This is a genomic window from Candidatus Synechococcus calcipolaris G9 (assembly GCF_029582805.1).
Classification (GTDB): Bacteria; Cyanobacteriota; Cyanobacteriia; order Thermosynechococcales; family Thermosynechococcaceae; genus Synechococcus_F; species Synechococcus_F calcipolaris.
Genome location: NZ_JAKKUT010000002.1, coordinates 387,570 through 400,531, shown reverse-complemented (window position 1 = coordinate 400,531; position 12,962 = coordinate 387,570). Strand labels below are relative to the sequence as shown.

Here is a 12,962-nt window from a genome sequence, read left to right as displayed (position 1 = left end):
TTGGCTTAAACAGCAGACAAGCCCATTCCTTGAACCTTAGAATTCCATCTATTCCTTTATCATTGCCGATCACCCCGGTCAAAAGCACTAAAACGTTACTGAATGTAGTAATTGCGTTACTATTCCTTAATCCTAGTGACTAAATCGATGGTTAACCTCGGTATTTGCACGGATTAGGGTGATTTCTAGAGAATTGAAAATATTAAATTTTGTAGCATTTTCGTAGTGTTTCTTAATCGAAGTTTTCATCTATATTAATGAACTTTTCCAGGACGTTTGCTAGGGTGATGACTCATTGGGGCGATCGCCAACTTTCATGCTTGATGTCAAATCCTGGGAACTGTGCCGCTACAATGGTAAGGCTTTAGTGTTATTTATTTATTGACGTTATATCTCCTATGCGGACGCATTACTGCGGCGAAGTCAGTTTAGCCGATCTGGGTCAGACCGTTAGCCTCTGTGGTTGGGTCGATCGCCGACGGGATCACGGTGGGGTCATTTTCATTGATCTGCGCGATCGCCGAGGCATTGTTCAAATTGTCAGTGATCCGCAGCGTACTCCCGCGTCCTATGACCAGGCGGAGCGGCTCAGAAGTGAGTATGTGGTGAAAATTACCGGCAAGGTGAGTCAACGCCCCCAGGACTCCCTCAATCCCAAGTTGGCCACGGGGGAAATTGAGATTTATGCCGAGCAGATCGAGGTGTTGAATGGGGTGCATCAGCAGTTGCCCTTTCCCATTTCCACGGCAGAACCAGAGACAGTGCGGGAAGAACTACGGCTGCGGTTTCGCTACTTAGATCTGCGCCGGGAGCGGATGGCCCATAACCTCCGCCTCCGCCATCAGGTGGTGCGATCGCTGCGGCGATTTCTGGAGGATCAGGCTGACTTCATGGAGGTGGAAACCCCAATCCTGACCCGCTCAACCCCAGAGGGAGCCAGGGATTATTTAGTGCCGAGTCGGGTCAATCCAGGGGAATGGTTTGCCTTGCCCCAATCCCCCCAACTGTTTAAGCAACTGCTCATGGTGGCGGGGTGCGATCGCTACTATCAAATTGCCCGTTGTTTTCGCGATGAAGACCTGCGGGCCGATCGCCAACCGGAATTTACCCAACTGGATATGGAAATGAGCTTTATGGATCAGGAGGAGATCCTCGGCTTAAATGAGGCCCTCATGGCCCAAGTCTTTCAAGATGTGAAGGGGATTACGTTGCCCCGACCCTTCCCCCGCCTCACCTACGCCCAGGCTCTGGATCGCTATGGTACGGATAAACCGGATACCCGCTTTGGTTTGGAATTAGTGGATGTATCGGATCTGCTGAAGGATTGCGGTTTTAAGGTCTTTACCGGAGCGATCGCCAGTGGTGGCACGGTGAAAATTTTGCCCATCCCGGACGGCAATGATCGCATTTCCAATGTGCGGATTAAGCCCGGCGGAGACCTCTTCCAGGAAGCAACCACCGCTGGAGCAAAGGGGTTAGCCTACATCCGAGTCCGGGAAAAGGGCGAAATCGATACCATTGGAGCCATTAAAGATAACCTTAGCCCAGAGCAAAAAGCAACTCTTCTGGAGCGAACTGGCGCGAAACCCGGCCATCTCCTCCTCTTTGGGGCCGGGGAAACAGCAACGGTCAATAAAACCCTGGATCGCCTCCGCCAGGTGATTGGTAAAGAATTTAATTTAATTGATTCGGACAAACTCAATCTAGTCTGGATTGTGGATTTTCCTATGTTTGAGTGGAATAGCAATGAAAAACGCCTAGAAGCTCTGCACCACCCCTTTACGGCCCCCCATCCCAATGACCTAGGGGATCTAAAAACGGCGCGGGCCCAAGCCTACGACCTAGTGTATAACGGCTATGAAGTGGGGGGAGGCAGCCTGCGGATCCATCAGCCGGATATTCAGCGGCAGGTCTTTGAAACCATTGGCCTTGAATCCGATCAGGCCCAAGATAAATTTGGTTTTTTACTGGAGGCCTTTGAGTACGGCACCCCGCCCCATGGGGGCATTGCCTACGGCCTAGATCGCCTGGTTATGCTCCTGGCCGGAGAAGAGTCGATTCGGGATACCATTGCCTTCCCGAAAACCCAGCAGGCCCGCTGTCTATTGACTGGTGCCCCTGCCTCCGTGGATGCCCAGCAATTAAAGGAACTCCATATTGCCCCCGCCGGTAAATCCATGAAATCCAAGGATACAGCGAAAGCCAAGGCTATCAACAATTCCTAGGGTCGATCTTGAATCTACCCAGGGAACAGGTTAGCCTAGAGAGGAATCACCCCGCAAAAATCAATGCCCTTTAATTTACCTGAGCTAACCTGTCGGCTCCGACCTGCCGTTCAAGCCCTACAAGCAGATCTGGTGCAATGGCGGCGGCATCTCCACCAACGCCCCGAATTAGGTTTTCGGGAACATCTCACTGCGGAATTTGTGAGTCAAAAGTTGACCCAGTGGGGCATTTCCCATCGTTCTGGCGTGGCGCAAACCGGAATTGTGGCCATTATTCCCGGCGATCGCCCAGGGCCGGTTCTAGGGATTCGCGCCGATATGGATGCCCTACCCGTCACCGAGGAAAATCAAGTCCCCTACCGCTCCCAACACGAGGGGGTGATGCACGCCTGTGGCCATGATGGTCATACGGCGATCGCCCTAGGCACTGCCAAATATTTATCGGAACATCGCAATTTTGCCGGAACCATTAAAATTATTTTCCAACCCGCCGAGGAAGGGCCTGGAGGAGCCAAACCGATGATTGAGGCGGGGGTTCTGGATGCCCCCAAGGTAGATGGCATCATTGGCCTACACCTATGGAACTTTTTGCCCTTGGGAACGGTGGGGGTTCGCAGTGGCCCGATGATGGCTGCCGCCGAGTTCTTTGAATGTCAAATTATTGGCAAAGGGGGCCATGGTGCCCTACCCCAGCACACCATTGATACGGTCTTAGTCACTGCCCAGGTGATCACGGCCCTGCACACCATTGTTTCCCGTAATGTTGACCCCCTAGAAACCGCCGTTATTTCCATTGGTTCGGTTCATGCGGGTACGGCCAAAAACGTGATTGCGGATACGGCCAATCTCTGTGGAACGGTACGATACTTCAATCCAGACTTGGGGGAATGGCTACCCACCCGGATTGAACAGGTCATTGCCGGGGTCTGCCAAAGCCATGGGGCACGGTACAAATTCAACTATACGCGCCTGTATCCTGCAACGGTGAATGATGTCAAAATGGCCAATTTAGTGCAATCCGTTGCGGAAACAGTGATGGAACTACCCGCCGGAGTCACTCCCCACTGCCAAACCATGGCGGCGGAGGATATGTCCTTTTTCTTACAGGCTGTACCGGGATGTTATTTTTTTCTGGGATCCGCCAATAGTAATCTGGGCATGGACTTTCCCCACCATCATCCCCGCTTTGACTTCGACGAAACGGCCCTAGGGATTGGCGTTGAATTATTTATCCGTTGTGTAGAGCGATTTTGTGGTTTAGGAGAGGCGTAAGCCAGCCATGGCCTTGACATTACTCATTGCGGATGATGAGCCGGGCATTCGTTTATCTGTCAGTGGCTACCTAGAATCCATGGGCTATTTTTGCCTGACGGCTGCGGATGGTTCGGAGGCCCTAGAGATGATTCGTCGCTATCAGCCCCATTTACTGGTGACGGATATTGCCATGCCCCAGATGAATGGCTTTGAGCTCGTCCGTCAAGTGCGACAGCAACCGGCCCTGCGCCTGTTACCCGTGATTTATTTAACGGCCCGCACCCAAGTGGAAGAACGGATTCAGGCCTATCAAATGGGGGCCGATAGTTATTTATCCAAGCCCTTTCATTTGGAAGAGTTGGCGGCGGTCGTCCGTAATTTATTGGAGCGTTCCCAACTCATTCAGTCCCAACAGTCCCAATGGCATCAACGTCCCCAGGAGCATCCTAGTACGGTGTCTACGGATTATCCAGCCCTGGAATTAACAGAACGGGAACGGCAGGTTCTCAATCTTTTGGCAGAGGGCCTCTCCAATGCCCAAATTGGCGATCGCCTCCATCTGAGTGCCCGTACCATTGAAAAATATGTGAGCAATTTACTCCAAAAAGCCCAGGCCCATAATCGAGCCGAGTTAGTCCGCCTGGCGATCGAGCAACACCTCCTATCCCCCAGTTCCGAATCTAATTGAAATCTAATTCAAGCGGGTATATCCCACGAAATATATTGGATATGATATATTGACGCAATACATTGGATGTATTGACAGTGAACTAAGCCAGTGATTTAACAGAACACCCTTATTAAATTCCAGGTTTAACATTGACTCTAAATATTGAAGTGCTACAGACGAGTTTTCAGCTTGTTCAAGATTCCAATCAGGATTTTCCAGCTGCCTTCTATGGCCATCTTTTTGCCGACTACCCCGAAGTTCGGCCCTTGTTTGCCAACACCGCTATGGATCAACAGGGGGATCACCTCTTGAAATCTCTAAAATTTGTGGTAGCCAATCTCCGCGATAGTGAGCAATTAACTAATGCGCTGCGCGGATTGGGCACTCGCCATGTCAGCTATGGTGTGCTACCCAAGCATTACCCCATGGTGGGTAGTTCTCTGCTCAAAACCCTGGCCAACCTAGCCGGTGAAGCGTGGACTCCAGAGGTAAAGCAAGCCTGGGTTGATGCCTACGCGGTCATTACCACCGTAATGCTAGAGGGGGCAGATTACTCCATAGAGAGCGTACAACTGTCAGACATAGACCCATAGATCAGCCCCATAGATCAAGAAAAAATGAAAAGATTTATTTAATGGGATGCCCCCGAATTCTAGGCTTTAATTTTATCGAGCAAGTTCTGGAAAGGGTGCCAGTTATCATTATGGGTAATCTCCTCCCAGACCGCCTCAATTTCTGGGCGGAGGATCACAACAAAGGGGTTATAGGTTTTCAGGGTATGGGTAACGGTGCGATCGCCGTTATCGGAATTATTGCTTAGGGATTGTAGGCATTGATAATAGGCCTGTTTCCAGGGCAGAAGGGCGGTTTGTTGCTCTGGCGTGAAGAAGGCGGTATCCCTAAAAATATGGCCCACGTCCGTTAACCAGAGGGGCGAAAACTGGCGGCGGAGTTCCCCAAAAAAGCCAGGATAACTCACCTGGGTTTGTAATAGAAAATCCACCGTTAGGCGCACGAGATTAATGCCCTGTTCTGGGGCGAGATGGGGAAAACCCAATTTCTCTAGCATCCGTTGGGCGTAGGATCGGTGAAAGCGATCGCCAAAATTTTTCAAAATGGCCTGCATCCCCTCTAGGGGCATGACTTCCGCTAGGGGTCGCTGCAACATTTCTAAATTCCACTCACAAATCCCCGGTTGGTTGCCGTAACTATAGCGGCCGTAGTAATCAAAATAGGCAGCGGTAAAACCAGCATCATAGGTGGGAATAAAGGCATAGGGGCCGTAATCAAAACTTTCCCCAGTAATCGACATATTATCGGTATTCAAAACGGCATGGCAAAAGCCAGCGGCGGTCCATTGGGCGACTAAGTCTACGGTGCGTTGAACAAGGCGATCGTAAAACTGTAAATAGCGTTCTTTTTTATCAGCAATCGCCACCAAATCACCATAGTAATAATGAATCACATGATCCAGTAAGGGCCCGATCAAATCGGGGCGACCAATGGCATTTAATCGCTCAAAGGTACCAAAGCGAATATGGGAGCGGCTAAAGCGAATCATCACCGAGGATCGAGTGGGTGACGGTTCATCCCCGCGCCATAACTCTTCCCCCGTTTCAATCAAACTTAAGCACCGCGAGGTTCGCACCCCCATGCGATGTAACATTTCTGCGGCCAATACTTCCCGCACGCCCCCCTTTAAGGTCAATCGCCCATCCCCACCCCGGGAGTAGGGGGTTGTCCCCGATCCCTTCGTGCCAAAGTCGTACAGTTCCCCATCGGTTCCCCACACCTGACCATAGAGAAAGCCGCGGCCATCCCCCAGGCGAGGATTGTATTCGCCAAACTGATAACCGTGGTAGCGCAGGGCCAATAGGGGCATCCGCTGTTCAAATTTACCAAAGGCCTGAATAAAATCCCCATCTGCCACATCCGAGGGGTTGAGGCCAATCTGGGGCAGGAGGTCATCATTGCGAAAGCGGAGAAGGTGCTGGGGAAATTCGGCGGCCACCACCTCATCGGCATAGGCTTCCCCCAGAGATTGAACGGCGGGTTCGTAGTCTAGGGCAAGAAAGGGATTGGGGTGGGTCATGGGGATGGTGGTGAGAGGATTGGGTTCAACGTTAAGATCCTAAGCGTTCCGTCCCCAGGTTGTCACTATGGTTTTGCTGACTCGTCGCCGCACCTTAGCTCTTTTGGGCATTACGACCCTCAGTTGGGGGTTGGGTAGCCGTCCCGTTGCTGCTGAACCGGCCAGCGGCTCCTACGAATTACCGCCCCTGCCCTACGACTACGATGCCCTAGAACCCTATATTGATGGCGAGACAATGCGGTTTCACCATGATAAACACCATGCTGGCTACGTCAAAAAACTAAATCGCGCCCTATCAGAATACCGCCAGTGGCAGAACCTAGCCATTGAAGACTTGATGGCAAAAATTTCCTATTTACCCAGTTCAATTCGCCAAACCGTGCGGAATAATGGTGGCGGCCACGCCAATCATAGTCTCTTTTGGCAGAGTATGAGTCCCCAGGGTGGCGGTGAACCCTCCCAGGAATTAGGGGGGGCGATCGCCGAGACTTTTTCTAGTTTTCAGGACTTTCAAGGGCAGTTTAACGGGGCCGGATTAGGGCAATTTGGCAGTGGTTGGGTTTGGCTTGTGGTGACTCCGGCAAAGCAGTTAGCAATTCTCACTACCCCAAACCAGGATTCCCCCTTAATGGATGGTGCCATTCCCCTGCTGGGCAACGATTTATGGGAACACGCCTACTACCTCACCTACCGTAATCGCCGGGATGACTACCTACAGGCCTGGTGGAATGTGGTGAATTGGCCCATCGTCGAGGAGCGATACCGACGGGCGATCGCCTAGGCAGAATTACGATTTCGGCAACGGTTTAGCTTGGTGCAGTTTCTCCATCAGGCTGGCCATTTCGATGGCATTGAGGGCGTAGTCCCAGCCCTTATTACTTTTAATACCGGCCCGCTCTAGGGCCTGCTGCATCGTATCCGCCGTCAAAATGCCGTAGACAATGGGGACTCCCGTTTGCATTGAGGCGGAGGCAATGCCCTTGGTGACTTCGGCGGCCACGTAGTCAAAATGGGGCGTCTGGCCCCGAATCACCGCCCCCAGACAAATAACCGCCGCATAGCGACCACTAGCGGCCAACTGACCGGCCACCAAGGGCACTTCAAAACTCCCAGGAACCCAGGCATAGTCCACCTGTGGGCCATCAGGGGTAGGATCAATCCCATGGCGGCGGAGGCAATCTTGGCAGCCCTCTAGGAGTTTGGTGCTAATGAGATCGTTAAAGCGGGAAATAACAATGGCAAAGTGGGGATGGCCGCCAAGCTGAAATGTGCCTTCAAAAATGGTCATGAATCCCTGGGTTTAATTTTTCTTTCTCTAGGCTAACATGAGCCACCAACAGCCCACCATCAGGGCGATCGCCCCGGTGTGGTAGGGCCAAAGTTTAAGGAGAGATTGACGGCCAATTTTATGGGTCAAAACCATACTGAGTCCTAATCCCAGAATCAGTGTTACCCCCTGTAAAAAGGCAATCACCGCCGGATGGGCCACTAAAATGGGTAAACCTTCGCCATGGAACCCCAAGGTTGCCCAGGTCACGGGTAAAAGTCGCCCCGCTTCCCCCAACCCCATAGGAATGTAATGGGCTAAATTACCGGCCCAGACGAGGGGTAAAAAGCCGTACATTAACTCTAAAAAGGAACGGGATTTGAGACTAGGGGACAGTTCACGGGCGATCGCCCCAGAGATCAGGGGAATCATCCCCGCAATCACCAACACCGCCAGGGAAACCCCGGCATGGGGCCAAAAGGCATCCAGGTGCAAATTGATATCGAGGCGAGCATTCAGTTCCGGCAAGCGATGCAGGAAAACCCCCCCTAAAAGCAACAGGAGCAACGCCACTTCATAGCTGCGGGGAATGTGGGTCGTCCAAAGTTCAATGCCGGGGGGCCGCAAATTAATTTCCACGGAGCGATGGGGACAGGCCTTGAGGCAGGTCATACACAACACACAGTCCCGGTTGTCCGCCAGTTGGGCCGGATGGGAATAGAGAGGACAGCCATTGGTTTCTAACCCTTCCCCCTTGGCGGGGCCACCCTTATAGCATTGATAGGTGGTACATTCCGCCGAACAGGTTCCCTGCTCCGCCCGCAGTTCCGTCATCGCCAATTTGGCAAATAGCCCATTCATGCCACCAATGGGGCAGAGATAGCGGCACCAAAAGCGACGTTCAAAAATCAGGGAGCAGATCACGGCCCCACCCGTAATTAATAGCAGCAGCCAACTGGACAGATAGGCGGTATTGGGCAGATCCCACAGTTCTTCCCACAGGTAAATGAGGGCAAACAAGCCAAATAGGAACCAGCCCCCCCAGGTTTCCGCCTGTTGGCGTGGCCACCCCTTCAGCGATCGCGGCACTAGCCACAGGGAGAGTTTCTGGACGACTTCGCCGTAGATCATAAAGGGACACACCGCACACCAGAGCCGCCCCACAAAGGGAAATCCTAAGAGGATGAGGGGCCACCACCAACACCAAAAGAGATTAAGGGCGACATTATCGGGCCGTTGTTGGGGGCCAATGAAGAGTATTGCCACCACCACCGCAAACAACCACAACACCAGGCCATAGTTAATCCGGGTCGGCCACCAGGGACTTTTGAGAAAATAGCGAAACTGGGGGTACATATTCAGGAGATTGACCCGAAAGCGGCGTTTTTTTGTTTCCGCTGCCCAAAAAACTTCTTCGGTGAGTTCCGTTGCTTCTCCCCGCTGGGCGATCGCTCGCTCCACTAGGGCCTCTAGCTCCCGTAAATTTCCCGGAAAATCATAGCTTTGCAGCCGTCGCACCGCCTCTGGCGTTAAAGTTAAGCGGGGACAGGAACGGGCCCGGCAGATCAAACTAATGTAGTATTCCCCATGACTTTGCAAATCCGTTTTTCGCACCCGCAAAGGAGGCACTTTGATCGTCATCGCCAGGGGCCCCTCTAGTTGGGGAAGCACTTTCTCTGCGGTAATTAAAATTCGTGCCTGACAGGTTTTCCGGGGTGGGTTGGGTTCACTGACCCCCACGGCCAGAAATGTTTTTTCACTAACCAGGGTTTGAACTTGCGGCCACAGATTTTCCGGCAGATCCTGGGCATTATTCAATAGCACCGTGCCCTGCCCCACCCATTCCAAGAGGCCCGGTTTCCCCCCCTGTCGGCCAAAGAGTTCCGCGCCGCTTTCCTGCATTTTGCTGCAATCAATGGCAATCATCGGCTGACGACGACGGCTAGAGCCAAAATGGATCAGAGCGGCCATATTATCTTTTTCTAACCCCGGTTCCCCAAAAATCACGATTGTGCCATCGGTTTTGGCGGCATCCTTGATCTGTTGACGCAGCCGCACCGCATAGCGACTTTTACCAATAATGCCCCGTTTGGCCCGGGGAACGAGATAGGGGCGCAGGTTCTCCTGGCGTTCCTGCTCAATGGTTAATTGGGACGTTAACTGGGACACCGATTGGGCTAACTGCTGCACCAGGGTTTGGGAGAGTTCGGGATAGGATTGGGCCAGGGTTTTAATCAGGGATGCGGGCACGGCCCAAACTTGACCGGAACTGCTGGCCTTGACCACTAGGGCTGACCCTTGGTTCAGCAGCACTTCCCCTAAGCCAATGGCACTGCCCGGTAAGAAACAATAGCTGTGCAGCCCAGTTCCATCCATGGCATTTAGATACCCCGATTCCAGGAGATAAATGGCCGTGGGGAGTTCCCCCATCTCTAGGAGAGGGTCATTTTCCACCAAGGGTTTAGGGGTGAGTTCGGCGGAGATCGCCCGCAGGGCCGGTTCCGGTAAATTGCCCAAGGCCGTCCGCTCCCGCAGCCAAATCACTCGTTCCTGGGGATTGTCCGATAGCATAGGCAAGAGGGGCTAAGAGGTCGGTTGTAACGGAAATCCTAAGGTCTGACGCTGTTGCACGTACAGTTGGGCCACTTGCCGCGCCAAACCCCGAATGCGGCCAATATAGCGCGTTCGCTCCGCCACGGAGATTACCCCCCGGGCATCCAGTAAATTAAAGCTGTGGGAGCATTTTAAGACGTAATCCAAACTCGGCAGGACAAGACCCCGTTCTAGGAGTTGTTCTGCCTCCTGTTGATAGAGACTAAATAAACTAAAGAGCCGCTCTGGATCCGAAGCCTCAAAATTGTAGGTAGACTGTTCGATTTCCCCCTGTAAATGCACATCGCCGTAGGTCAACCGCTCATTCCAGACAATTTTGGCGATCGCATCTACCCCTTGCAAATACATGGTCAATCGCTCTAACCCGTAGGTCATTTCAATGGACACCGGCCGACAATCTAAACCGCCACACTGCTGAAAATAGGTAAACTGGGTCACTTCCATACCATCGAGCCAGACTTCCCAGCCCACCCCCCAGGCCCCCACCGCCGCATCTTCCCAGTTATCTTCCACAAAGCGAATATCATGCTCCTCTGGACGAATGCCTAGGGCCACCAGGGACGCTAGATACACATCTTGAATATTATCTGGAGATGGTTTAATTAAGACCTGGTACTGGTAGTAGTACTGATAGCGATTGGGATTTTCGCCATAGCGGCCATCCCCAGGACGGCGACAGGGTTCAACGTAGGCTACGGCCCAGGGTTCGGGCCCCAAGGCCCGCAAAAAGGTATGGGGACTTTTGGTACCGGCCCCCTTTTCAATATCGTAGGGCTGGACAATTAAGCAGCCCTGCTGACTCCAGAACTGTTGCAGCGTGGCAATGACATCTTGAAAATACATGGGTGTTCCATGGGGGATTCAATGAGCAGTGAACGGGTTAGGCGGGAAACAAAAAACTCTCAAATGCTAGATGTGAATGCCGCACTCGGTTTTACCACTCCCCCGCCAGCGGCCGGCCCGCTCGTCTTCCCCTTCGCCCACAGGCGTTGTCAAGGGTTCATCCCCAATACTGGCATAGCCGCGATCGTGGAGGGGATTATAGATCATGCTGTGTTCAGCCACATAGGCCCAGGTTTGCTTCCGGGTCCAGGCCGCGAGGGGATTGATTTTCAGCCGCCCCAGTTTATCCAGTTCAAAGTAGGGCATTTCTGCGCGAGTCACCGCCTGATCCCGTCGCCGCCCCGTAATCCAGGCCACCGTATTCAGTTCTGCCAGGCCCCGCATCAGGGGTTCAATTTTGGTGACATGGTGAAATTGCTCCACATTGGTATCCCAAAGGGCTTCGCCATAGTGAGCTACAAAGGCTTCGCGGCTATCAATATCGGGCATTTTATAAACTTGGAGATTCATGTTGTAGTGTTCCTTGGCCTGCTCCACCAGAACCAGGGTTTCTGGAAAATGGTAGAGGGTATCCAGAAAAATAACGGGAACCGGGATCGCCGGCTGCAAATCTCGATAGAGTAGATCCGTAATCAGCAAATCATCCACATTAAAGGCACTGGTTTGCACAAGCCCCTGGGGAATATGCTCGACGGCCCAGGCTAAAACAGCCCGTGGCTCGGCACCTTCAAATTCGTGGTTGAGGGCTGCTAGATCAAATGTGGGGGATTCAACCGCTGAAGACATGGGGATCAGTGTTTACAACACCTTTGATCTTATCAAAGACCGTGGAGCAAAAATAACTTCCGGGCGGAATTGGGTTTATGTGGGGTTTGACCCTCGATTGCTAGACTATCCATTATGGGTGAATCTGCAACGCCTCCAAAAACCGTTCTAGCTATTGAAACCAGTTGCGATGAAACCGCTGCTGCTGTAGTGTGCGATCGCCAAATTTTAAGTAACATTGTCGCCTCCCAAATTGCGGCCCACCGTCCCTACGGTGGTGTGGTTCCAGAGGTGGCGGCGCGGCAGCACCTAGAAACGATCAACCCTGTCATCACTGCGGCCCTAGGGGAAGCAAACCTAGATTGGTCAGCCATTGATGGCATTGCCGTCACCTGTGCTCCTGGATTGGTTGGATCGCTGCTGGTGGGGGTGATGGCTGCAAAAACCCTGGCCCTGATCCATGGCAAGCCCCTGTTGGGGATCCACCACCTGGAAGGTCATATTTACGCCTCCTACTTAGCAGAGCCGGGATTACAGCCACCCTTTCTCTGTCTGCTAGTCTCCGGTGGTCACACCAGTCTCATTGCTGTTCTCGGCTGCGGTAACTACGAGATTTTGGGACAAACCCGGGATGATGCGGCGGGGGAAGCCTTTGATAAGGTAGCGCGACTATTGGGGTTGGGCTATCCGGGGGGGCCCTTAATCGATCGCCTGGCCCAAACCGGTAATCCCCAGGCTTTTCCCCTACCGGAGGGTTCGATTACATTGCCAGGGGGAAAAATCCATCCCTACGATTCTAGTTTCAGTGGTCTCAAAACCGCCGTCACTCGCTTAGTTGCCAAACTCAAACTAGAGGGAGAGCTTCCTGTGGCCGATATTGCCGCTAGTTTTCAGGCCGTTGTCGCCAAAGCCCTAACCAAACGGGCGATCGCTGCGGCGGTGGATCATCATTTTTCCACCCTGGCCATTGGTGGCGGAGTCGCTGCCAACAGTGGTTTACGCCAGAGCCTACAACGGGCCGCCGAACCCCTGGGAATTCGCCTAATTTTCCCGCCCCTGAGGTTATGTACCGATAATGCTGCCATGATTGGTTGTGCGGCCACCGATCATCTCCAAGCGGGTCATCTATCCCCCTTAACTCTATCGGCCCAATCCCGCCTATCCCTTCATCGGGTGATGGAACTCTACGGGCCTAAAATTGATCATTAGTTTTAGTTAATGATGAGTTAATGG

At 52.7% G+C, this 12,962-nt stretch carries 11 protein-coding genes; 6 read left to right on the top strand and 5 right to left on the bottom strand.

The window, feature by feature from the left end:
- The first annotated feature begins 398 nt into the window (after positions 1-398).
- The 4 genes from aspS (at position 399) to L3556_RS04625 (ending at position 4,742) form a co-directional block, all read left to right on the top strand.
- A complete protein-coding gene (aspS, locus tag L3556_RS04640; protein WP_277866141.1) occupies positions 399-2,225 on the top strand; it encodes an aspartate--tRNA ligase in 1,827 nt (608 codons plus the stop codon).
- A 63-nt stretch (positions 2,226-2,288) separates the two neighbouring features.
- A complete protein-coding gene (locus L3556_RS04635; RefSeq protein ID WP_277866140.1) occupies positions 2,289-3,497 on the top strand; it encodes a M20 metallopeptidase family protein in 1,209 nt (402 codons plus the stop codon).
- 7 nt (positions 3,498-3,504) lie between these two features.
- Complete coding sequence (locus tag L3556_RS04630; protein ID WP_277866139.1) at positions 3,505-4,167, top strand: response regulator transcription factor; 663 nt, start codon at positions 3,505-3,507, stop codon at positions 4,165-4,167.
- A 131-nt stretch (positions 4,168-4,298) separates the two neighbouring features.
- Positions 4,299-4,742, top strand: a complete 444-nt coding sequence (locus tag L3556_RS04625; RefSeq protein ID WP_277866138.1) for a globin family protein — start codon at positions 4,299-4,301, stop codon at positions 4,740-4,742.
- 59 nt (positions 4,743-4,801) lie between these two features.
- On the opposite strand, the gene L3556_RS04620 is transcribed toward L3556_RS04625, so the two are convergent.
- Positions 4,802-6,241: a protein adenylyltransferase SelO gene (locus L3556_RS04620; RefSeq protein WP_277866137.1), complete on the bottom strand. Its 1,440-nt coding sequence runs from the start codon at positions 6,239-6,241 to the stop codon at positions 4,802-4,804.
- Positions 6,242-6,308: 67 nt separating this feature from the next.
- Here L3556_RS04620 and L3556_RS04615 point away from each other — a divergent pair, with 67 nt between their 5' ends.
- On the top strand, positions 6,309-7,022 hold the full coding sequence (locus tag L3556_RS04615; RefSeq protein ID WP_277866136.1) for a superoxide dismutase: 714 nt from the start codon (positions 6,309-6,311) through the stop codon (positions 7,020-7,022).
- Between the two features lie 6 nt (positions 7,023-7,028).
- Here the strand turns inward: L3556_RS04615 and ribH are convergent, their stop codons facing one another.
- The 4 genes from ribH to cysH all read right to left on the bottom strand — a co-directional run bounded on the left by ribH (position 7,029) and on the right by cysH (position 11,750).
- Complete coding sequence (gene ribH, locus L3556_RS04610; protein ID WP_277866135.1) at positions 7,029-7,529, bottom strand: 6,7-dimethyl-8-ribityllumazine synthase; 501 nt, start codon at positions 7,527-7,529, stop codon at positions 7,029-7,031.
- Between the two features lie 27 nt (positions 7,530-7,556).
- Positions 7,557-10,079, bottom strand: a complete 2,523-nt coding sequence (locus tag L3556_RS04605) for a sigma 54-interacting transcriptional regulator (protein ID WP_277866134.1) — start codon at positions 10,077-10,079, stop codon at positions 7,557-7,559.
- Between the two features lie 12 nt (positions 10,080-10,091).
- Positions 10,092-10,964, bottom strand: a complete 873-nt coding sequence (gene glyQ / locus L3556_RS04600) for a glycine--tRNA ligase subunit alpha (RefSeq protein ID WP_277866133.1) — start codon at positions 10,962-10,964, stop codon at positions 10,092-10,094.
- Positions 10,965-11,030: 66 nt separating this feature from the next.
- Positions 11,031-11,750: a phosphoadenosine phosphosulfate reductase gene (gene cysH, locus L3556_RS04595; RefSeq protein WP_277866132.1), complete on the bottom strand. Its 720-nt coding sequence runs from the start codon at positions 11,748-11,750 to the stop codon at positions 11,031-11,033.
- A gap of 114 nt (positions 11,751-11,864) precedes the next feature.
- Between cysH and tsaD the strand changes: the two genes are divergently transcribed.
- Positions 11,865-12,938 carry a tRNA (adenosine(37)-N6)-threonylcarbamoyltransferase complex transferase subunit TsaD gene (gene tsaD, locus L3556_RS04590; RefSeq protein WP_277866131.1) on the top strand — a complete coding sequence of 358 codons (1,074 nt, stop codon included), beginning with the start codon at positions 11,865-11,867 and terminating at the stop codon, positions 12,936-12,938.
- Positions 12,939-12,962: the final 24 nt, after the last annotated feature.